The organism is Pseudomonas sp. Sample_21 (genome assembly GCF_004307525.1).
Lineage (GTDB): Bacteria > Pseudomonadota > Gammaproteobacteria > Pseudomonadales > Pseudomonadaceae > Aquipseudomonas > Aquipseudomonas atacamensis.
In genome coordinates this window covers 1-25,099 of the sequence record NZ_RCNZ01000087.1, presented here as the reverse complement: position 1 = coordinate 25,099, position 25,099 = coordinate 1, and the positions used below count along the sequence as shown (strand labels likewise).

Annotated in this window: 27 protein-coding genes and 3 pseudogenes; 14 read left to right on the top strand and 16 right to left on the bottom strand. The window is 52.5% G+C overall.

Features of this window, described 5'->3' with window-relative positions:
- Positions 1–179: 179 nt before the first annotated feature.
- Positions 180–434: a YgjV family protein gene (locus D8U71_RS15550; RefSeq protein WP_130888155.1), complete on the top strand. Its 255-nt coding sequence runs from the start codon at positions 180–182 to the stop codon at positions 432–434.
- Here the strand turns inward: D8U71_RS15550 and D8U71_RS15545 are convergent.
- Positions 428–673: a hypothetical protein gene (locus tag D8U71_RS15545; protein WP_130888154.1), complete on the bottom strand. Its 246-nt coding sequence runs from the start codon at positions 671–673 to the stop codon at positions 428–430. The two genes, D8U71_RS15550 and D8U71_RS15545, sit on opposite strands and share 7 nt — an antisense overlap.
- A gap of 597 nt (positions 674–1,270) precedes the next feature.
- Here D8U71_RS15545 and D8U71_RS15540 point away from each other — a divergent pair.
- From D8U71_RS15540 to D8U71_RS15530, 3 genes are all read left to right on the top strand, one after another.
- Entirely contained in the window at positions 1,271–1,681 is a 411-nt protein-coding gene (locus D8U71_RS15540) for a response regulator (protein WP_044287094.1), read from the top strand.
- A gap of 162 nt (positions 1,682–1,843) precedes the next feature.
- Positions 1,844–2,071 (top strand): DUF6555 family protein, encoded by a 228-nt coding sequence (locus D8U71_RS15535; protein ID WP_080923199.1) that lies wholly within the window; start codon positions 1,844–1,846, stop codon positions 2,069–2,071.
- Positions 2,072–2,223: 152 nt separating this feature from the next.
- On the top strand, positions 2,224–2,916 hold the full coding sequence (locus D8U71_RS15530) for a YetF domain-containing protein (protein ID WP_044287093.1): 693 nt from the start codon (positions 2,224–2,226) through the stop codon (positions 2,914–2,916).
- Positions 2,917–3,018: 102 nt separating this feature from the next.
- Here the strand turns inward: D8U71_RS15530 and D8U71_RS15525 are convergent, their stop codons facing one another.
- Both D8U71_RS15525 and D8U71_RS15520 read right to left on the bottom strand, forming a co-directional pair.
- The gene (locus tag D8U71_RS15525; protein ID WP_080923198.1) at positions 3,019–3,384 is read right to left on the bottom strand and encodes a histone-like nucleoid-structuring protein, MvaT/MvaU family; all 366 of its coding nucleotides are present in this window, start codon (positions 3,382–3,384) and stop codon (positions 3,019–3,021) included.
- 68 nt (positions 3,385–3,452) lie between these two features.
- Positions 3,453–3,842, bottom strand: coding sequence for a low affinity iron permease family protein (locus D8U71_RS15520; RefSeq protein WP_130888153.1), 390 nt, complete (start codon positions 3,840–3,842; stop codon positions 3,453–3,455).
- A gap of 231 nt (positions 3,843–4,073) precedes the next feature.
- Here D8U71_RS15520 and D8U71_RS15515 point away from each other — a divergent pair, with 231 nt between their 5' ends.
- Together D8U71_RS15515 and D8U71_RS15510 are read left to right on the top strand one after the other, a co-directional pair.
- A complete protein-coding gene (locus tag D8U71_RS15515; protein WP_039768421.1) occupies positions 4,074–4,574 on the top strand; it encodes a ferritin-like domain-containing protein in 501 nt (166 codons plus the stop codon).
- 648 nt (positions 4,575–5,222) lie between these two features.
- A complete protein-coding gene (locus D8U71_RS15510; protein WP_125926584.1) occupies positions 5,223–5,549 on the top strand; it encodes a hypothetical protein in 327 nt (108 codons plus the stop codon).
- 1,323 nt (positions 5,550–6,872) lie between these two features.
- On the opposite strand, the gene D8U71_RS15500 is transcribed toward D8U71_RS15510, so the two are convergent.
- From D8U71_RS15500 to D8U71_RS15490, 4 genes are all read right to left on the bottom strand, one after another.
- Positions 6,873–7,331 (bottom strand): hypothetical protein, encoded by a 459-nt coding sequence (locus tag D8U71_RS15500; protein ID WP_130888152.1) that lies wholly within the window; start codon positions 7,329–7,331, stop codon positions 6,873–6,875.
- A gap of 94 nt (positions 7,332–7,425) precedes the next feature.
- Positions 7,426–7,812 carry a hypothetical protein gene (locus tag D8U71_RS28395; protein WP_177434917.1) on the bottom strand — a complete coding sequence of 129 codons (387 nt, stop codon included), beginning with the start codon at positions 7,810–7,812 and terminating at the stop codon, positions 7,426–7,428.
- Positions 7,813–8,015: 203 nt separating this feature from the next.
- On the bottom strand, positions 8,016–8,513 hold the full coding sequence (locus tag D8U71_RS15495; RefSeq protein ID WP_130888151.1) for a hypothetical protein: 498 nt from the start codon (positions 8,511–8,513) through the stop codon (positions 8,016–8,018).
- A 156-nt stretch (positions 8,514–8,669) separates the two neighbouring features.
- The gene (locus D8U71_RS15490) at positions 8,670–8,951 is read right to left on the bottom strand and encodes a hypothetical protein (protein ID WP_130888150.1); all 282 of its coding nucleotides are present in this window, start codon (positions 8,949–8,951) and stop codon (positions 8,670–8,672) included.
- 148 nt (positions 8,952–9,099) lie between these two features.
- Here D8U71_RS15490 and D8U71_RS15485 point away from each other — a divergent pair, with 148 nt between their 5' ends.
- The 4 genes and pseudogenes from D8U71_RS15485 to D8U71_RS15470 all read left to right on the top strand — a co-directional run bounded on the left by D8U71_RS15485 (position 9,100) and on the right by D8U71_RS15470 (position 11,821).
- The gene (locus tag D8U71_RS15485) at positions 9,100–9,837 is read left to right on the top strand and encodes a helix-turn-helix transcriptional regulator (RefSeq protein ID WP_241664232.1); all 738 of its coding nucleotides are present in this window, start codon (positions 9,100–9,102) and stop codon (positions 9,835–9,837) included.
- A 3-nt stretch (positions 9,838–9,840) separates the two neighbouring features.
- A complete protein-coding gene (locus tag D8U71_RS15480) occupies positions 9,841–10,485 on the top strand; it encodes a hypothetical protein (protein WP_130888149.1) in 645 nt (214 codons plus the stop codon).
- 95 nt (positions 10,486–10,580) lie between these two features.
- Positions 10,581–11,387: pseudogene (locus D8U71_RS15475) on the top strand (IS66 family transposase); the annotation flags it as partial.
- Between the two features lie 56 nt (positions 11,388–11,443).
- A complete protein-coding gene (locus D8U71_RS15470; protein WP_130888148.1) occupies positions 11,444–11,821 on the top strand; it encodes a DUF6678 family protein in 378 nt (125 codons plus the stop codon).
- A gap of 719 nt (positions 11,822–12,540) precedes the next feature.
- Here the strand turns inward: D8U71_RS15470 and D8U71_RS15465 are convergent.
- Positions 12,541–13,206: a hypothetical protein gene (locus D8U71_RS15465; protein WP_130888147.1), complete on the bottom strand. Its 666-nt coding sequence runs from the start codon at positions 13,204–13,206 to the stop codon at positions 12,541–12,543.
- Between the two features lie 330 nt (positions 13,207–13,536).
- On the opposite strand from D8U71_RS15465, the pseudogene D8U71_RS15460 reads away from it, so the two are divergent.
- Both D8U71_RS15460 and D8U71_RS15455 read left to right on the top strand, forming a co-directional pair.
- A pseudogene (locus D8U71_RS15460) lies at positions 13,537–13,779 on the top strand (DDE-type integrase/transposase/recombinase); the annotation flags it as partial.
- Positions 13,780–13,901: 122 nt separating this feature from the next.
- Complete coding sequence (locus D8U71_RS15455; RefSeq protein WP_130888146.1) at positions 13,902–14,510, top strand: hypothetical protein; 609 nt, start codon at positions 13,902–13,904, stop codon at positions 14,508–14,510.
- 44 nt (positions 14,511–14,554) lie between these two features.
- Here the strand turns inward: D8U71_RS15455 and D8U71_RS15450 are convergent, their stop codons facing one another.
- The 5 genes from D8U71_RS15450 to D8U71_RS15430 all read right to left on the bottom strand — a co-directional run bounded on the left by D8U71_RS15450 (position 14,555) and on the right by D8U71_RS15430 (position 22,181).
- Positions 14,555–16,225: an ATP-dependent helicase gene (locus D8U71_RS15450; RefSeq protein WP_130888145.1), complete on the bottom strand. Its 1,671-nt coding sequence runs from the start codon at positions 16,223–16,225 to the stop codon at positions 14,555–14,557.
- Positions 16,222–18,177: an AAA family ATPase gene (locus D8U71_RS15445; protein ID WP_130888144.1), complete on the bottom strand. Its 1,956-nt coding sequence runs from the start codon at positions 18,175–18,177 to the stop codon at positions 16,222–16,224. Before D8U71_RS15445 ends, D8U71_RS15450 begins: the two co-directional genes overlap by 4 nt.
- 208 nt (positions 18,178–18,385) lie before the next feature.
- Positions 18,386–19,294: a hypothetical protein gene (locus D8U71_RS15440; protein ID WP_130888143.1), complete on the bottom strand. Its 909-nt coding sequence runs from the start codon at positions 19,292–19,294 to the stop codon at positions 18,386–18,388.
- A 390-nt stretch (positions 19,295–19,684) separates the two neighbouring features.
- Positions 19,685–21,160 (bottom strand): hypothetical protein, encoded by a 1,476-nt coding sequence (locus D8U71_RS15435; RefSeq protein WP_130888142.1) that lies wholly within the window; start codon positions 21,158–21,160, stop codon positions 19,685–19,687.
- Positions 21,129–22,181: a hypothetical protein gene (locus D8U71_RS15430; protein WP_130888141.1), complete on the bottom strand. Its 1,053-nt coding sequence runs from the start codon at positions 22,179–22,181 to the stop codon at positions 21,129–21,131. Before D8U71_RS15430 ends, D8U71_RS15435 begins: the two co-directional genes overlap by 32 nt.
- A gap of 521 nt (positions 22,182–22,702) precedes the next feature.
- Between D8U71_RS15430 and D8U71_RS15425 the strand changes: the two are divergent.
- Positions 22,703–23,029 (top strand): annotated as a pseudogene (locus tag D8U71_RS15425) (endonuclease); the annotation flags it as partial.
- 82 nt (positions 23,030–23,111) lie between these two features.
- Here the strand turns inward: D8U71_RS15425 and D8U71_RS15420 are convergent.
- Positions 23,112–23,477, bottom strand: coding sequence for an SPOR domain-containing protein (locus tag D8U71_RS15420; protein WP_130888140.1), 366 nt, complete (start codon positions 23,475–23,477; stop codon positions 23,112–23,114).
- Between the two features lie 250 nt (positions 23,478–23,727).
- Here D8U71_RS15420 and csrA point away from each other — a divergent pair, with 250 nt between their 5' ends.
- A complete protein-coding gene (gene csrA, locus D8U71_RS15415) occupies positions 23,728–23,922 on the top strand; it encodes a carbon storage regulator CsrA (protein WP_003179932.1) in 195 nt (64 codons plus the stop codon).
- 219 nt (positions 23,923–24,141) lie between these two features.
- Here the strand turns inward: csrA and D8U71_RS15410 are convergent, their stop codons facing one another.
- Together D8U71_RS15410 and D8U71_RS28490 are read right to left on the bottom strand one after the other, a co-directional pair.
- Entirely contained in the window at positions 24,142–24,606 is a 465-nt protein-coding gene (locus D8U71_RS15410) for a DUF2214 family protein (protein WP_130888139.1), read from the bottom strand.
- 265 nt (positions 24,607–24,871) lie between these two features.
- A partial coding sequence (locus tag D8U71_RS28490; RefSeq protein ID WP_206663210.1) for a hypothetical protein occupies positions 24,872–25,099 on the bottom strand: 228 nt, incomplete at its 5' end.

The following is a 25,099-nucleotide window of genomic DNA, read 5'->3' as shown; positions in this document are numbered from 1 at the left end:
TTAAGCTCGCTGAGGGTTGGTCACTAATATCTATTGCTGTGACAACAAATCCTAATGGTCAGCTCCATCCCCTGCTACGTTCTCGGCAAATCGAAACCCCTATCCGACGATGAGAAACCTGACTGATCAGCCTGGCATCCAAACAGCACTCCGGCTCACGAATGTATTGAGAGGACAATTTGACTTATTGGGATTGGATTCAGTGGCCAGCGATGGTCGTCACCGTTCTGGCCGCGTGGCTCATCGGATCGCAGCGACCAAAAAGGCGAATGACAGGGTTTGTGTGCTTCAGCGTGAGCAACGTGTTGTGGGTCATCTGGGGCGCCTACGCAGGAGCATATGCGTTGATCGTGTTGCAGGTTTGCCTTTTTCTGATGAACCTTCGTGGACTAAGGAAAAATTCGAAGGGCAAAGAAGATCAGAAGATTCAATAATGACGGTGCCCGTCGAAGTTTTTTTTAAAACCTCGGGCATTCATTCCCAACAGTACGCACTCAAGAATAATCAGAGCATACGCCTTAGCATGAAGTCCCCAGGCCACCCAAAGCGTATTGCTTAGGATGAACCCCCAAAAAGCGATCATCCGGCGGTACGCTCGTTGCGAGCCGATGAACCAGGCTGAGATGACTGTTACAGCCATCGCTGGCCACTGAATCAGATCGATGTAATTCATGTGCGCTCCGCATTTTGAGGTGCATCCTTGCTTCTAGCATGTTCTGCATTCATCTATCCGAAACGATCCCAAGGCTGATGTTCTCGAAGGGTTGCTACACAAGGTTGTTCAGGCTCGCGCATACCAATGCCCAACGCTGAAATCGACGTGTTCAAGGCTTCATTGACGATCAACCCGAAGCGTTACTCATGTCCGGCGCACCCTGCCTCCGAGATCTACCTAAACCCGATTTGTCGCAATCGCTTTCGAATCGGAATGATTCGAAATGCGCCTACTCGGTACAGGTTGTTTTGATAGATACCTCGGGGTGAAGGTTCGAAAAATTGCGTAATGTTTGATCTAGATCAAGGGATTGCTAAGCAGCACCCATAGCCCGAAGCGCACAATTGGTTCTGAACCCGATGCTCTTGCGGGGCGACTAGAAAAGCGAGGCGCCACGCTCCTCAAATACGCTGCGAGGATATCTGCAAGGGACATATCGTGAGTCGAGAATCCCGCGTGCTCCAAGCGCTTTCAAGGCACACGCGATATTTTCGCTTACACTCATGCAAACCGTTCCGCCCGTTCGGTCGGTTTCTCGGATTAGAGGAGGATTGTTTGAACGTAAACTGGGAAGGATTGCTGCCGATTCGCGGTGAGGTCATCGTCATTGAGGACGACCCAACTTTACAGTTGCTCATGACCGATATCATGGATGAGATTGGCGCGAAGACTGTCCCGTTCGCGACGGCGGATGATGCGTTGACCTATCTGCTCGAAGCACATGGTGAATGCGCCTTGGTGATCGCCGATCACGGCGTTCCCGGACAAGTCCAAGGCATTGAATTCATAGAGATGGTTAAAGGCAGGTGGCCTCACATCGCTGCGATACTTACCTCGGGATATCTGATCGAGAGCACCGCAGTGCCAGCTCGTACCATTTACCTGCACAAACCCTGGTCACTCGATGAATTGGTGACAGCAGTTGCGGAGCTTTTGCAGCCCGGTAAACCGATTAGCAAACGCTAAGCTTGGCTTCGAAATGGTAAGACCAGGCAGGCCATGGTTGGTGCTGAGCCTGTAGGCCTGCAACACTACTGCTCATGAAACCAGTCCGGTGCTGAAGGCCCTGATTTTTTGAATTTTTCCGCGCCCGATGACTCCGTTAGATCAGAGCAGACGGAGTGAGTCATGGAAAACAATCTATTCGTCATCAACTACAAGCTTCATGATGCGCCAAAATCCTTCATCATCCGTAGCAAAGCAATGCAAAACGCCGATGCATGGCATTGGGCTAGCTGCGATGCGGGTGTAGCGCCCATTCCCAGGCCTGGTCGCCCGCCACTGAAGATGGTGTCCAAACCTCAAGCCGAAAAATACGGCATTACCGATGTCACCTGGCGACCCAGCTCAACGTAGCAGGGCGTGCTATGACGCGGGCTTTTGATAAATGCGCTTCATTCGTAGCCGCCCGCAAAGTCCGATTACCCGCTGGATACTCCGACATCAGCTTTTGAAACCAAAGGCTGTTTCGATCTGTCGTTTACTTTGAGAATAAAATCGAGGACAAGATGTCGCCTTTTGATATCCAGCGGATGCTGATAGACGAATTTCCCTTAGCGTTTTTAGTGGAGGTAGGTTTCAGGGCCACATTCGCTTTTCTCGCAGTTTTTCTTTTTTTGAAATCCAGCGGTCGACGAGGGATCAGACAGCTTTCACTTTTTGAGCTAGTCGTGATTTTAACATTGGGCTCCGCCGCAGGAGACGTGTCCTTTTACCATGACGTTCCGCTACTCCCGGTCGCCGTAGTATTTCTTACGCTCCTGCTTCTCTACCGCCTCACCGTCCTGATAATGACGAAGAGTAAAAAATTTGAAGCTTGGATGGATGGGCTTCCGGTAACCGTGATCCGTGACGGTCTCTATGAGCTCAAGTCTTTAGAAACGCTGAACATCTCATCTAACGAATTGTTGATGGAGTTACGACAGCAAGGGGTTGAACATCTCGGACAAGTAAGGCTCGGGCTGGTTGAGACCGACGGCGACGTCAGCCTTTATTTTTTCGAACAGAAGGATCTGCGCCCTGGGCTGTCCGTCCTGCCATTAGAGCATCGTGCCGAGTTTGAAACTGCGCCTGCGTCGGGTTTGTATTGCTGTGTAAATTGCGGGTTCTCCCAGCATATCGTGGAAGCCCAAAGAGCAGACTGCCCTCGGTGCAACCACGATATTTGGTCAACTGCACTCAGTAGATCACGCTGTCGGTGACGCCCTGCCGCAATATCGTTCGCCCTAACAGCGCGCGCAACGCTGCAACTCCGCGCCCGACGAAAAAAGAGCCCCGTAGAGCTCTTTTATCTCAACGTACAATCATTTGGTCAGCCATGACTCAACGGTTTCAGAACCGTGCTCAGCTTTCCAGTCTTTAAGTCCGCGATGGTTGCCGCCCTTGGTTTCGATCACTTCACCAGTGTGCGGATTTTTATAGGTCTTGACCTGCCGTGCCTTACGGCGTCCAAGATTCGATTGGACAGCGGGTTCGCGGCGACCAGCTCGTGGGTCAAGCACGTTGATTACGTCTTTCAGGCTATAACCGTATTTCGCAAGGAGATCACGCAGCTTAGTCTCGAACTCAATTTCTTTTTTAAGATCAGCGTCGCCTTTAAGCGCTTCCAGCGCCTTGAGTTGTTCTGCGAGATGTCTTTCTAATTGGCGGTATTCTGCGAGCTTGGACATGGACATTCTCTATGGACGGTTGGTGAAGGTCTGTATGAAATAATATCTCAGATTTACAGATGGATAATCTAGCGATGATCATCACTGCGTGCAGAATCAACCTTAATCTGACCCGATTCACCTAACGTGCGGTATTGCTCACGAAGTTTTCTGAGTTCACTCGACCCCATTTGCTCCAAACCCAGCGTGGCATTCTGCGCATCGTGGGTAGCTCGTATAAGCTCATCGAGCTTCAAATGCAGGATGTCGTTGTCACGGTTCTGGGTGTTTTGAATCAGAAACACCATCAGAAAGGTAATGATCGTGGTCGACGTATTGATGATAAGCTGCCATGTATCGTTGTAGTGGAAGTATGGGCCGGTCGCGGCCCAGGCGATGATCAACAGAATTGCGCTCGAAAATGTCTTCGGGCTGCCAGCCCAATTGGATAGCGCTTGGCAGAAAAGGGAAAATCTCATAACACACACTCTGAATGAACACAGTCTGTTGACCGCATAGAAGCCAGAAATACTTTATTACATTTTAACCGTCTGTCGGGTTCGAGTTGCCCGCACGTTTTCATTGAGCACCAACAAAATTTGAACGCCTGATTCCAACGACTGGTCATTTTCTTCATGCAGCCCACATGCGTGGACATGCAAATGACGCGTCTCGACACCGAGACTTATACAGTGGAGAGGAGAAATAAGATGGCTAGAAAAACTGTTGAAGACCTGTTTATCCACGAACTTTCCGATATTTACAGCGCGGAGAAACAGATCACTCGCGCCCTCCCCCGCATGGCACGTGCGGCGACCAATCCTCTCTTGGCTGAAGCCTTCAATGCGCACTTGGAGGAAACCCAAGGACAGATTGAACGGATTGATCAGCTCGTCGAATTGACTGGCTTAAAACTCAAGCGCATGAAGTGCGTAGCGATGGAAGGACTGGTCGAAGAATCGAAAGAGCTTTTGGAGGAAATCGAGAAAGGTGCCGTTCTGGATGCGGGACTTATCGGCGCCGCGCAAAAGGTGGAGCACTACGAGATTGCCAGTTATGGCACCCTGATCGCCATGGCCAAACATTTGAATCTGACGGATGCTGCCAAGCTCCTCAGCGCAACGCTTGCGGAGGAGAAGGCTACGGACGACAAATTGTCGAAGATTGCCGAGCAAGGCGGCAATCAAGCGGCCACGATGGAGTCTAAGTAAGGTCTAAGCTACGACTGGGCGACGTTGATCGGACGACGTCGCCCTTCTTACGATCCGTTTCGAATTCAGGATTTAGCGCCGCTTCATTTCAGGCGCGTATTCTCCTAGACTCATTTGGGGTGCTTGCGTGCCACGGTGAAACGAGCCGTTCCTTCGCTGACGGCTGGAATTACGCCAGCGCGTATCGCGTCAACTATGAGCTGTCGGGTAGCCTCTACGTCTAGCGTCTTCCCCACATTCTCTTGCATGAATTGCCTGCTAATGAAATAGCGCCCGCAAGCGGAGCAATCGATGACCTGCCACTCCCCTACTTCGTATTGAAGCTTTGCATCTTCCCAACAAATCCAGCACATACATTTCATAAATCGCCCTCCGTGACCAATGGATTGCTCCAGAAAAAGGCTGGTTCAATTCAGTGCCGTGACTGGAATAACCATCGGTCGGTTTCAAGCGGGAGAATGTACGGATGACCGATCATGACCTGTTACCGCTTTTAGCCACCAGTGAATCCAATCGGCCCCAAGTTTTCAGCCAGAGCGGGGGCTTTTTTTTGCGACATTGGAAACCACGTACACGGGGACTGTGTCTACCATCCCATAACGCTTTGGCATCCGGCCAAGCCGTTCTAACGTGATCAGGAACAGACTTATGTCTTGCGCCTATGAAGGCTTGGCAACCGTTGGCGTGTTAGCCCTATACCTGGAGCAGTCTCCAAACAAGCTGACCACCTACGAATTAAACGTGCGCGTTCTCAACGTCGGCCCGCAGCGTTTTCGCCTTGAATTTGACCGCTACCTGCAAGGCCCCATGCAAGCCAATGCCATTCAGGTGATCTTGCCCAGCGGTCTGGTGCTGCAAGGGCCGATTGTCGACGGCAGCAACGAGCCGGCCGGCGGATGGTTGCTAATCGATGTTGAGCAGTACGAACTGCCGCTTGAGCCACCGGCCAACCTCAACGGCTGGACATGGGAGTGAGCATGAATGGTGCATTTACGCGCATCGACCTGCCGCCAGCGATTCGGGTAACGCTTACTCCGATAAGCAGCTCCGCGTTTCGAGTTAGCTCCAACGAGCGCATTGGCTCGATTGCTGTCGCCGCGAACAAACCCGCTGATGTCCTATCTGCAGGTAGTCATAGGATGGTCTCGCGCACCCTAAAGTTTTGAGACTTCCCGCACCTGTCGATTGAGTTATTTTCCCAGCGTACGGTATCGGCAGTAATCACCGGCCTATGGTGGTGCCCCAGCCTCTGACTAACGAGCCACAGCCTTGTCGCCTGGACGGTCACTATCTTTCCCCAGAACTCCTTCTTTTTGAGACCGTCGGCGCTTACAACCTAGCTACCGCACTCAACGCTCAACTATCACACCATGGAAGTTGGGTTCCAGCACCCCAGCCGACGCCCCACAAATTGAACAGCTCATACGTCACTCCCTGCAGTCCTTGCACTGTAGCCGAACGCTGGTCACTCTCCACCTATCACGGAAGGCTCATGACGATTCTTGCCAACAAAAGCTGTTTCGCCCCGGTTAAAGGGAGGCTTCTGAAGATCTTCGAGCGTTGGATGCTACTTAGCCGTAGAGCTGTTCCCTTCTACCGGACGACCATCAAGGACAGGCAGCGGATCGGTTTGAATGCCAGTGAGTATGGAGGCCCAGGCTGCGTAAGCTTGCGCGTGACGGGACACAGCTTCATCCCAGCAGCTGCCTGTCATCTCGCGCGAGACGACAAGCATCATGAGTTGGTTTGTGGCTGCGTCGAGATCTAGCAAGCGATGATGGGCGTTGAATCGGAAATCGTCGGTCGAAGGCATGATGGCACGCATTTTTTGATTAAGTGAGTAAGAGCATCGACGCTCCCAACATGACATCATTATGACACCGTCAGCTATCGTTGTTTCGGAAGCGTAGACGACCGGTATCTAAAGCGCTTGGCATCCAAACGAGGCTGTTGAAAATCGACCTGTTGCGATGGCGCGTCGAACTGCGGAGATACTCAGAACCAGCTAGTGAGCTGTCTGAGAGCGTCCGCTTTTGTTGGACACTTGCCAATCGACTTACAGCCATCATCGGTGCAAATTACCCCATGTGGACTAGCCAAACGCTCATTTTGCCAGCGCCCTGTACTCTGGGCACGACCAGAAGCTATCCCAAGAAGGTGCTGCGGAGGCGTTCTGGGAATCGTCATCACGCCATTGCAACGCGGGAGGTAACCTTTCTGATCAACCTCAAAGGCGTAGTCATGGCATGAGGGCGTGACGAATATCGAGTGCTTATCGCCTGGAGTCGGTGTCTGCCATCATTTGGGGCGCTTCGAAGCAATAAGGGCATCGAAGGCCTCCTTGTTCGAACGTCCCTCCCGCATCCTCGCGACCAAAAAATCCGCATCCAAACCTGCTGGGTCAAAATGCTCTCGGGCATGCCGAACGATGCTCAACCAGAGTTCAAAAGGGACTGCTGTGTTATCACTATTTCTGTATCGATAACTTGGGCGCTGAAGCAACGACGGCGCTCGTAACACTAGGTCGTCACACAGCCGTTGGAAAATTTGGAAGGGTGTCTCGCTCATCCCTATTAGGGAGGGATGGGTGAGGCGGCTGATCGATTGGATAGCTGACTCGGTATCGACCTTGTGAAGATGCGACAGACGTCGGACGTCCGCCTCAAATGCTTCTGCGCCAATTGACTTCACTAGTCGTTCAACAGATTCGATTTCTGATATGTTGTCACGGCCCAGCGTTCTTACGTGCTGCTCCATCATTCCTCTCCCGCTGACTAATTCCCTGGTTTCAACGCGCAAGAGACCACTCTGACCCACTGGAATAGCATCGTGGGCATTCGGGAAATTGCTGTTATTCGTCATCGAGTGCCAATCGATGTTGTTCCACGTGCGCGTCGTCGCGCTCCCAAGCCTCTAGAAAATCAGTCCAATCATGCCAATAGAATCCTGCCTCCACGCGACCTGCTGGCCCCAGAGCCACCGCGAAGCGGGATCTCCAAGGTTCTGGGATATCTGCTTCCCGGATAATCCAGCACCCTACGGGATGAGCCTCCCTAGGCAGCCGAACCAGTTCAGCGTGGTCAAGATGGCAGGCGCTCAATGGAACTTCATGATCAAGTCGTTCAAGCTCATCCAATCGTTCCAGGATCGCTCGTGCGCTTTTATCGCCTGGTACCAGTTCAGCGAGCTGCCATAGCGCCTTCCTTCGTTCTCGTTCTCGTAGCCAGATATCACTCATCACGACGCCTTGGGAGCACGTAAGTACTCTTGGTTAGTTGAATGGGTGCTGCGCAGTTGTCTGTTAGCCTTATACATGGATTGCAAGCCCAGGCTACGCCACACAAGCGAAGGTCGGACGGGAGACAAGGAGATCAGCTTCATAAGTTAGCGGCCTCTCGACTACCGCAACCGAAACGCATATCCAAACGACATTCGCGGAAATTAACGAACTTTGATTCCGTGCTGCGCAAAATCGTTAAGGAGTGTCTTGCGACTCAGCATCGCTGGAAGCATGAAAATGTTCCTGTAGCCGTACCAGAGGCCCATAGGCATGATCGCTAACCCAAGACCAAATGTGGCCGTAGCTGCAATAATGGCCGCTGGGATGGAGCCGAGCGAGAACACCACGCCTTTCAATATTGTCGATCTAGCGATCAATCGAATGTCATCCAGATCGTATTCAACTTTTCCGTTTTTGTTTTCAAAAGCCAGCACCACAATGGTCTTTTTGGAGATTCTTTTGAAATACCAGGTTCGTGGAGTCTCGGTCGCCATCGCACCGTGAATTTTCAGGTATTTCGGAACAACCACCTGTTTAAAATAGAATGTTTCTCCATTTACATCTTCAAGTCTCACTCGACTGTAAAGAGCATCAAGATCGCCTTGCGCTTGGACGTCATAATTCTTGATAGTCACGGTTATTTTTTCGAGGTCAGCCATTTTTCATCCTTAAGCGCATCGGTTTTCGGCAGGCGCGGCTATCTGAATAACCATCAAACGCTTCGTGATGGCGTCGTTCAAGCGGTACATGTTTGAAAACGAAGTTCGGGTTATTGTCCTTTTCGTCTCCGATCGGGCTGAAGACAGTCGGGGCCTTCAACAATCGTGCTCGCTTGTGATCACGTAATGATCTCCTCCGACACTGCGAACCAGCTTGAAGCCGTCCTTCTCGGCGATACACCGCACGGGAGGTGTCGCGATTGTCATACCGTTTTTCGACACGCCCGATTGGTCGCTGTAGACAAGCGCGACATAGCGCTCCCCCACTCTCGCGGCGCCGAATAGGAATGCGTCGACACCGACCGACCAATCGACGTGCTGAGCCCGGACGACTTCTGGAGGCAAGCCTTGTAAGGCGCTCTGGTGTTCCTCGGCCATCCGGCGGTCTCGCGCACAATCACAATTGAACATCTGCTTGATTCTCGACAATTGATGAAACTATACGAACGACGAGCGATTACTCCGACCTGCCTTCCAGTAGGCCCCCAGTACCCAGTGCGATTTAGTAAATAATTGGAGGAATTGAGTGAGCCTCCAACCGCAGTCACGCTGCGTACGCAAACTGTACCCAGGGCTGTGGATGCTGAGCCCGCCGTGTCCTACCACGCTGCTGATTGGTGCGCCGGCCAGCGCAAGCGAGATCACCGCCAGCACGTCGTCCAGTTTTATACATCATATGACGTGTAACTGTACACGGCAACATGGCTACATCCTCTCTTTTGAGGACATCATCTTGTTGAAGCCAGCACTGGCAGCGGTCGTTCGAGCAGTTCGAGGGAATCTAGGCTTCACTCAGGAAAACCTTGCCCATGCAGCATCGCGCACATACCTGAGCAAAATCGAGAACGCCGAAAGCAGCCCCACTATTGATAAATTTGTAGAACTTGCCGAGGCTCTTGGCATGAGCCCTTTGGCTTTCATGGCACTAATTCTCTCGACTCATAACAAGACGCCCTCCTCTACTTTGCTCGCAAAAGCCGCCGGGGAATTGGACGCTCTCCAAGAACGCGTCAGTGATGCTGACATCGCCGCGCATCTTGCTGGATTTGATCTAGTGAAGCGGCCTGCCGCTCGACCAGTGAATCTGATCAAGCTGAAAAATGTGCTGGAGTGTAAAGAGAATGGCTTGAGCAAGGCAGAGACCGCCAGGCGGCTGGGGATGAGTCGATCAACCGTGGGCTTTCTTTGGGAACGGTCAGTGCCAGCTGAAGACCTCCCAACCAGTGTCTCAACACGCCAATCAAAACTCAAAGGACGTCCCTGAAACATGGCTAGACAACGTACCTTGCTCCCTCCGGGAAGAGAAAACTTTGCTCAAGACCCTTTTGCACATAGCGCGCTCGGTGCGATGAAATGGGAGACCGCGAGTTTATACGCCGGCTACCCTATCGATCCGTCCGTTACGCCGTTGAGCGAACAGTTGAAGAACCCAGTGCTCTGGATGACTCAAGCGCATGCTATGTCTGAGGCGGCGTCAGCGGTGCTTCTAAAGGGGCAAAGCTTTGCAGAGATGCCGCTGTCCGTCCGCGCGGTCTGTGAGAGTCAATATTGCGCGATTGCCATGATGCTTATTGGCTACAGCCTCGAAGTCAGTCTCAAGGCAATGATCATCGTCGAGAACGGGATTGAGGGTTACACCCAGATGGGCAAGAAGACCATGCATCATCGCCTTGATGACTTGGCCTCGTCCCTGCCTGACCTCTCAAAAAAAGACAAAGCAATTCTGCTGGGACTCAGCCACTTCGTTAGCTGGGCAGGCCGGTATCCAGATCCGGGTACGGGCAAGGAGCACAAGCTGGACGAAATTTTTGACTTAGGCGAAAAGCACCAAGTGACAGCTTTCGACCTATTTAACGTGTCCAGCCGGGTGATGAGGTACGCGCAGACGGTCGTTAGCCAAGTGCTGGACTGAAACTTGCCTAACCCTTTATAGCCCCGCCGGCAGCGGCTCACCGGCTAAAACTTGCGCTACCTCAAGCAGCGACTCACGCACGCGGTTCGTAAGCCGTGCTGACGCATGGTGTCGTCCACGCCGACGAAACCCCGGTACAAATGCTGACGCCAGGCGCGAAGAAAACTCATCGCGCTTATGTCTGGGCTTATGCCACCAGCCAGTTCTCCGATTTGGCGGCCGTCATTTATGACTTCAGTCAGAGCCGTGCTGGCGAACATGCCCAGAACTTCCTCGGCCACTGGAACGGGAAGCTGGTGTGCGATGACTTCGCTGGCTACAAAGCAGGATTTGAACTGGGTGTTACGGAGCTCGGCTGCATGGCCCATGCACGACGCAAGTTCTTCGACTTGCACGCGACCAACAAGAGCCAGATCGCCGAAAAGGCATTGCACTACATCGCAGCTTTATACGAAGTTGAGCGAGAAGTCCGCGAGCTGGAACCGGGCGATCGACAGCGAATACGGCGAGAGAAAGCAGCGCCAATCATCGACGCACTTCATACCTGGATGATCGCCCAGAGGCAGCTTGTACCTGAGGGATCGGCCATTGCCAAGGCTTTGGATTACAGCCTCAAACGCTGGATAGCGCTGACGCGCTATCTCGATGATGGGGCCGTCCCAATTGACAATAATTGGTGCGAAAACCAAATCCGGCCTTGGGCACTTGGGCGTTCGAACTGGTTGTTCGCGGGCTCTTTACGCAGCGGTAAACGTGCAGCTGCGATCATGAGTTTGATCCAGTCGGCAAGGCTCAATGGACATGATCCGTATGCGTACTTGAAAGATGTCCTCAATCGCCTGCCGACGCAGCGGATGAGTGAGATTACTGAGTTGCTGCCACACAGGTGGGCGCCCGTTTAATCACGCAAGGTGTGTTGGGTTAGACTGTTCTCACTTCATACAATTGCGCGAGTCTTATGTATCAGCTGCCTGAACTCGACGAGATTACAAAAGCGAAAATTCGCAGGCTGCTGACTGCGGGCATCATTTTTCCCGTCATGAACAACACCAAATGGGCCGAGCTGATCAACGCAATGATTAACGCCCCGCAAATGAAGCCAGAGTTCAGATTGCACAGTACCTTAGCTCCAAGCGATTACTGCACAGATTGGGAGCGAGAATGGCATTACCACATCCATCCGGTAGCAGAAATTGAGTGGATCGAACTCAGAGCGGTTTCACTGGATTGGCTACTCTCCACGCTAAGAAAGCACAACCTTCCCTTTTCTCTAGAGGATGGAGTGCCACGCGTTTGGGGTTATACAAGACCTAGCATGCAGCCTCTTTGGGACTGAGTTCCTGAGGTTTCGCCTAGCTGGCAAACTTATGCTAGATGACTTTGCCGGACGCATACCGCGGTTCGGCGATTGCTGGCCCAGAACACGATCAATGGAACGAAATCCGTTATCGCCTCGGTGACTATGAGCGCGTTCGGTTAAGCGACCAGCCACTCGTTGACGTATTTCTTGAGAGGGAGCTCCCTCGCTGGCGAGCATCGCGCTGAGCTCGACCTTAATGTTGATCAAACTGCCCTCGGCCTCATCGACGAGTGCCAAAGCTGTCAGCCCTTTCACAACAGACTCCAGAATCTCCCACCCGGTTTCGTGCCTACCACCTTTTTCCCCCACCCTAATAAGAGTCTTCTGGACTTGGTATGGAGGTCATCATCGCCACGCCTGAAGCTTTCCAACGCTGCCTCAAACAGGCATTCGGTTAGCGCGAAATTCTCAACAAAGGTCACAGAATTCTTGTCTTCTGGAATCCATGAACGCGTATCGATGAGGCAACCCGCGTGACGCTTCAGTCTATCCTGCAGACGCTCCGGGCAAGCAGGAGCATCCGCAAGGGCTCTTAGCAGCGCCGAAATGTCGGTAGCCAAACCTATAGCATCAAATGTGAATTGAGATCGGTGGCTGTACTTCGTTGTGGTCTGCTGGCAATGTCGAATTTAGCTTGCAGTGAATTGAGAATACATCCATTCAGTCTAATGACTAACGTCCCAAAATAGGCACGTTTAGCGACGCCCTGATTGCGCCTGTTGAAAAATGAATGGGAGCGCCGCAAAAAACAAAACACTCAAAAGAGAGTCCGCATAGGTTTTGTCAAAAAACAACCAGACAGAAAACGCTGCCACTGGAATACAGAGCAAAACTGACACTAGCATTGTTATCGCTACAAAAATGCGATCCGTCACCTCTTTGAAGGAATCGACCAGCGGCGCGATCAATTCAGCTAAAAACTCAGAAACAAGAAGCAAAGGAACATAGAGCAGTGCTGAAATCAGAAAAAAAGCAAGCTGGAGATTAGTTTTAGCAACAGGAATCTCAGGTAGATACTCTCCAATAAAGCGGGCGCTGCTTAGGTAAATATCTTTACTCGAAAATAGCGCCTTAAATACTGGCGGAGTAGAAATTGACAGGTAGAGCATTCCAAATGTCACTAGATAGAAAACGAATTTGTACGCTGCTTCATCAGCCTTTTGACGATTATTCAATCGTCGGTCTGTCTCCATAATTCCAGCAGGCGCGATTGGTTCAATTGTCTCAGCTGTCGTTGCATTCTGGCTTGAGATAGGTTTCTGGATAGTCCGCCTCCTTCTCCCCCCCCAGAGAGACATAATTCCTGCATAAATGAATGATGCCACAACATTGAGTATCAAACTCCAGATATCACTAGCCATATTAATTCTTAACTGCTCGACGATTCAGATTATTCCGTTCCAGCAACGCTTTGAGCTCTTTGACTAAAAGTCACCAGCAAAGACCCTCCTAGATCTAGCAATACTAAGAGCAAATAGCCACTACTTCAACTATTTCAGAGACCTGCTTCTCATTGTAGTGGTCAACTATTCTCGGATCGGACACGACTCTGAATTTTTCCTCGGCCTGAGCTGGGGCTTGTCCGTGGTTGAATTGGTACGGTCTGCACCAGTAGATCTATCTAGAGCCGAAGTTCGATCCGTGCAGCTGACACCGACAAAGACAGAGTCCATAGCCGCAGTATCGTGGCGCGCCGAGTGGAAGGCTTGGCGCTTTCGAAAAAGTCGAGTGGGGATATGGTTATCAAGGCATTGGACATGGCTTACGAATAGCGTGGCAGGCTAAAGGGCTGCTGTTCCACTCGGATCAGGGTCGCAATTGACAGCCATCAGTATCGCCAACGTCTCTGACGTTACAGTATACGCCAAAGCATGAGCCGTCGTGGCAACTGTTGGAACAATGCGCCGATGGAGCGTGTGTTTCACAGCTTGAAGCTCTAAGACCGTGCCACTCACGGAAGTAGGAAACGCAGTACGTACCACATAAAGCACTAGAACGCCGATCGGTTACGGAGTATACGACTATCGGCTATTGCATACACCGCAAAGGATTACACGTGACATTTCTCTCCAGATTATTTTGGCAAAAAACCACCCAAGCAACTGGCTACGAGCAGGAATTTAATGCCAGCCTACTTCGCACAAAGAAATGGAAGCTAAACCCACCAGCCTTTACAGCTCTGCCGGGGCGGCTCCTGACCGAAGATGTGATGCCCCTGATTCAAGAGTGTTGGATTTCTGAGCTAGACGGCTGTGGCTATGAGGACTTCTCCCAGAGGTGCTTCCAGGTCACAAGTAGCCTGCAGGAGCCTCTCCAAGAACTGCTTGGTGTTCCTTTGTTCTACACACTGGGATATGTGCAAGAAGACGGAAAAGGGCCTATCTTTCACACGGAGGTGGCGGAACTAAAACGGTTGGCTAGGAACAAGCAGCCACTCGCGCACATTGATCTACATGCCTGGCTTACGCTGCCTACTTATGAAGTATTGGATTTCACACTGCTAACAACGCTTGGCACCTTGCTAGACATGCCTGATCTCAAAGGTCGAGCGGTCGCAGGACACCCTGCCGACTTTCCGGGGCACCCGGGCTATCATCCGCAACTTGTGGGAGATGAGTATCTGATCCAGAGTGGGCTCTCGCAACGGGTCATATTTTTCACTTGAAGACGTTGGAACTGGGGGCTCCATCTCTCGTGTGTACTTCGCAGTCACCACGCAGGTGTTTGCCATTTCTCAACGTAGCCAAGAAACTCTTCATGTGGCCTACGCACGGTTTTCCAACTGCTGATGTCAGCGAGTTTGTCTCTTGTCTTAGCCGTTGTGACCACAAGACGCCTCTTGGCACGGGAAATACCCACGAAGAACGTGCATCGAACTTCTCGGGTGTCGTTGCCCCAATAGGCCTCATTCTCCAGACCTAGCAATATGACCGAATCAAACTCAAGGCCCTTGCTCTTGTGAACGGTCAGGATGCGGATTGACTGGTCATCAGACAGCTGGGCAAGAGCTTTGAGCAGGTCAGGCTCCTGGTCTAGTGCAGCATCAATATGTTTCTTGAGCTCACGGATGATCTCCTTCAAACGATCACGCGACTCGTAATCATGGGAAAGGCCCGTCAGCAGGCTCACACCCACCATGGACAGAAACTCTTTCAGTAGCGTCCACCTCTGAGCATAGTTTTTTGCGGCGAGATCCTCGGCAGCGGTCTTGCGTGCCTCCTTGATGAACCTGTTCCAACCGTTTCGCACGGAGCCCCCGTGGTCGTCGTCATCGGCTGGAATGATCCGCCTCAACAACCGCGTCCAGGCTTTCGGCTCCCGCGAACCATAAAGGCACAGCAGGAAGTCCACGACGACCAAGGCAATGGGCTCGGTGGTGATGTCCTGCATCTGATTTTCGTTGCGATAGGCGATACCAAGTCCATCAAGCGCAGAGGTCAACCGGACGGTGTAAGCCTCAGGATAACTCCTGACCAACAACGCAATTTCGGAGGGCGCCACACCCTCGACGTTGATCCAGGTGTTGATTTGATCGGCAAGACTGCAGGCCTCGTCGGTGCAGTCCTTGAAAGACTGAAGCAGGATCTCGCCGCCCTCACCGCCCAATAGCTCTGCGGGCATTTCAGAACCGGGATCGAGCACTTTGATGAGGTCGTTCTGCAGCCTGAGAAGCTGAGGTTGCGAGCGAAAATTGCGGTAGATGTTTAGATGGCTGGCTGCAAAATCTGCTTCAAACTTTCCGAATACGCCGTCGAGCGCGCCGGCCCAGCCCATGATTTTCTGTTTCACATCCCCGACCGCAGTGACCCGGCGCGCCGTGCCGACAAAGATCTTGCTGACCAGTGCGTACTGTTCCTCCGTGCAATCTTGGAACTCATCGAGGAACACATCACTGTAGGTTTGCCTGATGGCATTAGCTGCCATGGGATAGACGTCGAGGATCTTCAGGGCCAACGGAATCAGCAGTCCAAATTCAGTCTGGACAGGGTGGGCCTTCCCCTTAGGTACCACTCGAAAGCCAGCATCCAGCGCATCGTCGCCGGTCAGAACAGGCCGAAATCGCTCGATAATTCGCTTTGCGAAGCCATGGAACGTGTAGCTGTCGAACCGGCCTGCATAGTCGGGCCCGCAACGCCGCCACACCCGCTCTTTGAGGTTATTGCTCGCATCCACCTTGAACGCGATGGCCAATATCCTCTTCGGGTAACGACATACCCCCGTGGTCAGTAGGAAGTCAGCGCGCTGGGCAAGCAGTTCAGACTTACCGGCGCCCGGGCCAGCAGTCAGCGCCACGCACCGTTTGACCTCTCTGACAGCTGCCTCCGCATTTGGCTCCAAAACAATGCCTTCGGAGGGCTTCCAATCCTCCGGCGAAATCATTCCGATAGCCCTTCGATCTTGGCGAAGACAAAGTCTGCCAGACGATTTAGAGATGCGGGCATCTTGGCTATCAACTGATCGTCAGTAAGTTTGGAAAGCGCTTCGATATGCGACTTGGGCTTGCTATCAAGCTTGAAGCGCTTGTGGTAGGCGACAAAGTGCTTTCGCTCGATCAATGAGTATTGGAAACGATCGTGATGACTATCGCCCAGCACGGACTTGGTTTGGCCCAGTTTCGGAACAACCAGATCTTCAGGGGCTACCCCGTACGCTGCGGGATAGGCCCTAAGCATAGAAAAATCCAGATCCATTGGCGCTGAGAAAAATACGCCCAGCGGCTCCAAATTCGCTATGCAGGATTTGTATTTCGGATTCTTCTCAATCTGCAGAAGTTTATGGGTCTGATCATTCCATGCGGGTAGATTTTTGAGTTCATCGTCAGTCAGGTATAGATCGCCTGGGCGATGCTTTTTCATCTCTGTCGCGACGTATTTAATACGTCCCCATCCTCCACCGAAGCGCGCCACATCCAGATCCAAGAGCGTGACGTAAGGAATCTTGAGGCCACTGAGCAGCCTCCAGAAGTGGTTGATATGACGACCACCTAGCGGGGCAATGGTAATAGCTGCCTCATCGACTACGAGCTTCTTTGCAGCGAGCAGTCGGGGTAAGACTATCTCCTCACTATCGCCCTCCCCCAAGATCACCAGGCGGGAAAAATAGACCTCTGGATAGGCCTGCACTGCCTCCCTCACAAACTTGTATGCCTCGCCCTTCTCATTGGGTGGCATTAGTATCTTCGTCACCACGGTGCAGCGCGACTCGTCCAATCTCAGATATCTAATGGCTGAAGGTTCTACGCGCCGAAGCATCGAAGGTGCATGTGTCGCAATCAGAGCTTGGGAATCGGCGAATTTGGAGTCGCCGACCAACCCTTTTAGGGATGACACAATTCGCCCCAGATAATGAGGCGACAAACTGTTCTCTGGCTCTTCCAGGGCAACGATGGTGAACACCGCCGGGCGAAGTTTCTCAGCGTCAAAGGAGTCGTCATCGCCATGCAGCACCGCTCGTCCAACAGCCTGGGACGATAGAACCAGCGAGAGGTAGAGCATCGACTTTTGGCCATCGCTGAGCCTTGAAAAATCGACCAACTGCTCGCCATGACCTGGAGAGAACGACACCGAAAGATGACGCAGCAGCGACTCAATTTCGTTGGCCATGAATGTAACGCTAGGCTGCGTGAAAAACTGTCCCTTGTGGAGCTCTTTCCAAGTCTTGGTCAAGCCGGCACTGAGGCTCAGCACAGATTCATTTTGAGTCAGGCTCTGGGAAATATCCGTAGTGAGCTGCTGGATCGTCTCACGCTGCTCAGTCCAGTTAACTGCTCGAAGCAAACGCCCTAGCAAGGCGTTCGCACCATAGGCGATGTGGTCAGCCGGATCCCGGCGAGCTGGAAGGTAATGAACCTGAATGAAGTTTCGCTCGTCTCTGGGCACCGGGGCGGTGTCGACGGGAGCGTCATCTTCATCCACGTCCAAGACGTACAAAAGGCTCTGCTCGATTTCATCGTCAATGCCAATGGTCGCATCCAGGCGGTATCTGACCCGAGGCACACCATCCGGGGTATCGAGGCGCATGTGCCCAAAGTGCGTTGGAATCGTCGGGTGTTCATTCTCGTCGTCACTGAGTTCGGGAAAGGTGAACTCGGCTTCGACCCATAGCTCTCGCTGATCTGGGGCCTCCGTCTCATCGTGCGGGACGAAGAAATCCGATTTACGCAATCGCCGCTGATTGGGGTCAAACGAAAAGAGGCGACAAAGCGCTTGGAGAGTCGCTGTCTTACCGGAGCCGTTGGGCCCAATCAGAAATGTGAGGTCGGCCAAATCAACGGTGACTGGTTCCGCACCAAACGACTGAAAACCACAGATGCGAATGAACTGAAGCTTCAAAGTAGAATCCTTTCCATGTGAGGCCAGCGGTACGGAAGGAAACACGCTCCTATCCCAATCAAAAGCTCAATCAATCCAGCGGTACATTTCGGGCGCGATCGCGCGACCATTACCGACGCGATTGATTACATTCAGAATCCAGTGACCACTAGGCCATTACGACTCGGGAGGCTGATTTTTTGTAGAACATGACAGAAGTAATTTGCCGCTAAGCGTATGCGAGCATCTGGCGGATCTTACGTCCCCAGGTTTTATCGTGGATGAAACGTTGATGGTCGTGATCGCCGTTTATGATCTCGTCTTTGGTCAGGGTCGATAGGACTTCCCAATCCTCACCAAACTTATAAGTGGCGTTATCCAAATGTGAGCTCTCAAGGAGATAAATCCCACGCTTGGAAAAACCAAAGACGAAGTAGCCTTGATAGCCCCCTCGGCCCGTCGCGAAGAAATCAGGCTCGAATCGAGTGATCTCTCTGATCCTGTGTTCAATCACTCCCTGCTCTGACGCCCGCAGACCGGCCAGATAGGGTCTTACGATGGCTTCAGCGCTCTTCCAAGGGTATTTACCAGGGGGAAGCAAATCCCACTGCAACTGACGTGCCTGCACCTTCGCGATGCGCTGACGCTCAACGTCGAAGATCTCAAACTCCTGGAAGAATTCAAGCATGAGGTTCGCCAGGTGAACAAGCACTGCGGGCGGCTCATCGACTTCCACTCGGCGAGTCACGATGTACTCTTTCCCATCGATGACGCTTAGAAAAAGGTGCTCCATGGGCGGGCGAAAAAAGTCGACGGGGTACACATCCATTGTTCGAATCTGCACACCACTGTGCTCTTGACCATGCCAGTCTTTCCAGCTTCGGTACTGCGGCACTGATTTTTTTATTAGCGGGAGATCTCGCCGTTTAATCTCCTTGCCGCGGGCATTGAATTCGCTGATTTTTCCAATCACCGCAGGAAGGATCGAATCACCGTCTTTTTCGAGGTGAGCAATCGCCAGCCGCGCCTGGAGGTCTTGATCGACTTTGTCTCGCTGAATCACAAACAGCATCTCGCGAGCACCATGCGAGTGCGCGATGATTCTGTTGACGCTATTGATTGACTTGCCTGTGACCATTGCTTTCGTCCTCGCCATCCGTGAGAGAAGCCAAAGGTAGCATACTGCCAGCAGAACTGAAGTGGCTGAGCGGTTGGCCCAGTATCGTCTGTATCATGCTCAAACTTCGCATTGGTCACCCCAATCCTTTCGCACATGCTCCCGGACTTAACAAACTCCGTTATCCAAAGCGATGCACTTAGGCTGGCCGATTGCCAAAAAAATGGAGAAGGTTCATCCGAGGTACGGACGCGATATAGATCTGAACAAAAAGGGTGTGTCAATTTCAAGAAAATCAGAAAACCTCGCAAAACCTATCGCACCAGAAACCTCGCCACTCCATCACTCACGCCTCGCTTTTCACTGTGGCCACAGCAAAAATCTCTCGGCCAACGTTCGAATAGTGGCTCCTTATTTTTCAGTTGGATTCGTCGGAGCTGAATGTTCTGGCATTAGCTTAGGCTGGGATATCGTCTCTCTAATTGTTGCTGGCGGGTTTGCAGGTACGGGTGCTGAAATATGGGGCGCCACAGTTGCTACCGGTGATGCCAATGGAGGCGGGGCGTAGAGGAAGGCAAAGACTGCAATACCTATCGCTGCAGCCCCGAGCATCAGGAGACCCTGGCAACTGATCCTGTAAAAGAAGCTCTCGGCCTGTTCAATAGGATCGCCGACCATCTTTTTGTATTCGGATTCCGAGAGGAAACGATACAGTTTCGATTGCCAGTCCTGGCGTAACTGCCGCTGAATGTTTATGAATTTACGACCCGACATCACGTTCAGCGTCGTGTAGCCGAATGCAACCGCCATTACCAGTGAAACAAGGTATGGGTTGATCTGGAGAGTTAGTCGCGCAGCGATCAAGCCCAAGCCCACAGTCAGCGCTGTCGAAATCGCTGCGATCGCCTGACGGGTCGCATCTGTCGCTTTGGAAGTTTCTTCAGTGACGGCCTTGCGGAGGTCTCCTAAAGATTTGAGGGTGTCCTTGGTGATCTCAGAGATCGCCATCTGATAAGCAATCTTGCCGCAATCCAGCGCAGCAGCAAGGTTCTCTCTGAAATACTGAAGCGCCTCTCCATCCGCCCTACCCGATCGAGCAATCTCAGCAGACAGCAGGATATGCTTCACTTCGGCTTCACGCGCATTTTCGTACACCCAAACCGCAGCATCCTGTACGACCTTGAAGTCGTTCAGCGTGATCTGCGGGGCGTCATTGATCGCTTTCGGGAGTGTGAGGTTTAGCTTAGGTGGCCCTCTGAAACTAAGCTTGCTCCCGGTCGCATCAATCTCGTTCGCGAAACACCGGCTTAGGGCGTCGAAGGCCTGAGTTGCCCAGACAATATGCAACGGATCAGCTTCATCGAGCTCATGGCCATCAGCGAGCAACCAGTGGCGAACATCCTCGGGCACGGTGCGGACGTCGGCTGACTCTTTCACCAAAAGCCGGGGCGACTTCGTTGCTAGAGACTCCACATAGAGCACTTCAACACCCCAGTCGGCATACGTTCGAGCACGGGTGTTGAAGGATTTCAGCAGGCCAAGAACGTACCATCGTGATGCCGAATGACCCTTTTCGAGGAAAGCTCTGAATCCCGCCTCTGTGGCCACGTATAAAACCGCAGTCCGATCATGCTCCTCCGGAAGCGGTTTCACGAGCTCAGCGCGAAACGGCCCGAAAGCCTCATCCCCCTCCTCTATCTCGGCTTCGCCACCAGCGCTGTCATACAGGGAGATCGACCAGGCGGCAGCGGAAGCGACTTGAGCGATTGACCGAGCTGCATCAGCAGTTAGGTCAGACACAATGAGAGTGGCATTCCCCTCAGTGATCAGCGCCTGACGCGTACGTGACAGATCGTTAAGTAGGTTGGCCAGCTTTTGGTGTGACAACGCTGTCCTCCGTGACTCTGTCGGTATCCACGATGATTTGCACCTTGCCCCCTTCCAGCTCCACGACCTTTACGTTCGGGTTTTCAGCCCTGTCGGGGAATAGGATGGTGACGCCTTCGGTCGTAACGATCTTGCGCATATACGGCTGCCGGAGGATCTTGCGATCAGGCTTGAAGCTGAGCTCATGCAACTTGCTTTTTCTAACGCGCGTGCGAGTCTCTTTCTCAAGGCGACCAGCAATCTTGTCATCCCCTGGGTGACCAGCAGCCAGCATCACCGCCTCCACGATCGCATCTTCATCGATTAGAGCCCGATTCCCCAGGCTTGCTTGTGCTTTCTTCAGGGCCTTGGCCACATTTTTGCCAGGAAGGTGCTCGATACAGGCTTGAAGCGCCCCTTTGAGCACTTTACGGGTAAGCTCGCTCAACTCCGTGTCGGAGACATCCCTAGTCACCGACAGAAAGTCGGTGAAGTAATCTGCCAGATCTACGCCATGCTTCGTACGATCAGTGGCCGAAACATTCTTGTCTGCAACACCGTTAACCACACGGACGAGCGCCGTCTTCTGGATAGCTTTCTTTTCGTCTACCAAGGCGTTCACGATTCGGCGCAGCTTATTGCCTGGAGCTCCGTCGTTTTGCTCCAGGGCCAGCTTATAGTCGTACTTGATCAAGCTATAAATCTTCACACTGGGGTCTTTGGCCGACAGCTCGAACATCAACAAAACCCCGTCAGCGCTGCCGACGACATGTGCCCGGTTAAAGCTAGCAGCGAGGCTCTGAGCACCTATGACAAACGGCGTTGCCCCGGTTGCAATCGCTTCAATTTCATTCCGCGTCGTAGAGACAGCCTTGAACATGAACACTGGCGCAGCAGCCATATCCACAATTTTACCGATAAAGAACGCTTCCTCCTCCAGCGCACGCTCCGGTAGAGCCTCGAAGTTCTTGGTACCCACCACGTGCAGGATCATCCGAGTGATCTTGAGTGAATCGATTTCTTCGTCCGAAAAAAAGCTCATGCAATCTCCATGTCGTAGCACCCTCCTATACCCGTAGGAGAGGTGGCTCGCCTCGGCAGGTTAATGCGGGCAATGTCGCATCCGTTGCAGCCTTGCTGAGGCCGACACCATTCCCGAGAACATGGGATTGTTAGAGATGCAGTGATCGGAGCATATACGCAAAGGCTGGCAAGCAGCCAGTATTTGGATCACGTGTCACTCACTGCCTAGATGGGGAATGAACAAGCTGCGGGGCAAACAGGCGGAGAGAATGTGAAGGCATTCGAGAAGATGAGATTTCGAAGCAACTGAGGCTGTTTGAAAGTGATTGAGGTGAGGCGCCTGAGTTTTTCCGCTTACAAAAGCTAACAGAGCACATACCGTTCGTCGGGAAAAATCCGACCTTTTCTGACTACCGAAAATGTCAACGTTGACACGATTTTCTAGGGCTTAGCGAATATAAAAAATCATATAGCCTATTGATTATAAATGCTTTTTTGCAAAATAACTCAAAATGTCAATATAGGGCCCAATCGGATAATGAGGTCAACGGTGACCGCAGCAACTTCAGCTACGGCTGGTTGCCGGTGCAGTCCGGCCAATATGGCTCCTGCCTGACGCAGGTCGACTTCAAGGCCAAGAAGGTCATGCCCCGCCCTTCGATTCGCGGCATGATCGCCCGCACGTATTTTTATATGAGCAAACAATACGGACTGCGCCTATCGAAGCAGGATCGGCAGTTGTACGAAGCGTGGGACAAGACCTATCCAGTGCAGGATTGGGAACGTCAGCGCAACCAGAGCGTGGCGTGCGTGATGGGGCGCGGCAACGAGTTTGTCGGCTCGGTAAATCTGAAAGCCTGCGGCTGATTGCAGCGGAAATAAAAAGGCCTCGAGCGTTATGCTCGAGGCCTTTTTAATGTCTGTTCAGCGTGTTTTGAAGGCGCTTCGCTTATGGCGTTAGCGGATGCTCGATCACCACCGATTCGATATTTTGTTTCTTGGCTTTTACCAGCGCTGCATCGACCTGCACCTTGCGCGCCTCGGCGTCAGCCTGGGAATTGAACGGACCGATCAGAATTCGTGTTTTACCGCTGCCGTCCTTGACGACCGTCGGAACGAAAGCATGCTCGATCAACCAGCCGCTCAGGTCACTGACGGCCTGAGGGGTCTCGCCCCGAACTTCCAGATCCCACTGTGGCGCGGCGGCCGCCGGCGCTGCCGCTACCTTTGCCTCAGGCTTTGGCGCATCTACATTCTTGCCTTCACCGCAGCCTGCCAATGCCAGTGCCGCTACCAGCCAAACCAATTTGCACACAACGCTTCCCTCGGAATTCGTAAAGCGGCGATCTTATCATTCAAAAATACTTCGCGAGCCCCGCAAAATGGGCACAAAACAACGAGAATGATGATTGCAGCCTCTGTATAGTTACGCCCTGGGAATTAATGCCGCTTCTGCGCGTCAGAAAGAGGCACCCAAACCGTGAGACTTCGCACTAATCTATAGATACCACCGACCTCTGCACTGTCTGAATCAGGTGCCCTACAAAGCAATCAAGGAGAAGACCATGCTGATACTCACCCGCAAAGTCGGTGAAAGCATAAACATTGGTGATGACATCACGATCACCATCCTCGGAGTCAGCGGCCAACAAGTCCGCATCGGTATCAACGCTCCGAAAAACGTGGCAGTGCACCGTGAAGAAATTTACCAACGCATCCAGGCCGGCCTGACCGCTCCGGACAAGCCGCAAACGCCCTGAGCCACTTTGCATTACGTAGCCAGTCCTATTGCCGTCGCGCAAGACTGGCTAAAGATTCACGCGCCGTTTAGCCATCCGCATTTCACCCCGCTGGGCACGGCGCCTGAAGCATGCTGACTCCTTTCACTTGCCCCTCCCTCCTTTCTTGCGCCGATATTACCTTTCACTCCTGGAGCTGGCTGTCGGACGTTTCCGATAGAGCACGGCGAATTTCGCCTTCTAAGCGAATATCACGCCACGCGCCATGCCTGTCGCCGCGACCATCATCAGGATCAGCAGCAGCGCTTCAACATGACTGATTCGCGCGTACAACTTCGCACGTCCGCTATCAAGCGCCGCACCGCGCGAGGATGCGATGCGCCATTTGATCAGCGTAATCATCGGTGCCAGCTCCATCAGCAGGATCAGCAAGAACAGCAAGAACAGCGTCATCTTCAGATGAAACAGCGGCTGATGCAGGTAATAGTCAGAGCCTTTCTCGTAACCACCAAACGCACGCATTGCTCCGGTGATAAGCAGCGTCAAAGCTGAAAGCCCCCAAAGGTTATCCGCGAGCAGAACGCGCTTGACCTCTCCCGTGCCCGCCGAGAGCTTTCGGAAAGCTGTGCCGCGCGTCAGCGCCGCCCAGAAAGCCAAGGCAAACGCGAATAGATGAATAGCGGCCAGGACCCACTGACTCAGCATCGACGCACTCCCTTATAAAGAGTTGAAAATCGGCCAGTCAGTAGTAGACGAAAAAACCGCGCCTCGCTTGGAGGTGATGGAGGAATAGGCGCCCAAACGCCAAATCGCAGGCAAAAAAAATCCCAAGCAGCTGATGGAAGCTTGGGATTTAAAAATGCATAAACCGTGGTGGTGAACGCGGAACGCATGTTACTTAAATTCCCAACATGCAACAAGGCTTTTTCGATAACCGGTTGGAGAAAAAGAGCTGTAAGCCTTTGGATATTCAGGTGTTTTCAACAACGAAATGGAAGAAGAATGCACCAAAATGGCGCTTGATCATTTTGCGCAAACAGTAATGAATGGAGAGCTGATCAGAGCGAAGCGGAAAAGACCGGGACCAAGCGTTGCGCAAATCGCAGACAACAAAAAAGGGCTCACCTTTCGGTGAGCCCTTCCAGACCGCCCAGCAGAGCGGATTTTGTTTGGTAGGCGCGATTGGACTCGAACCAAC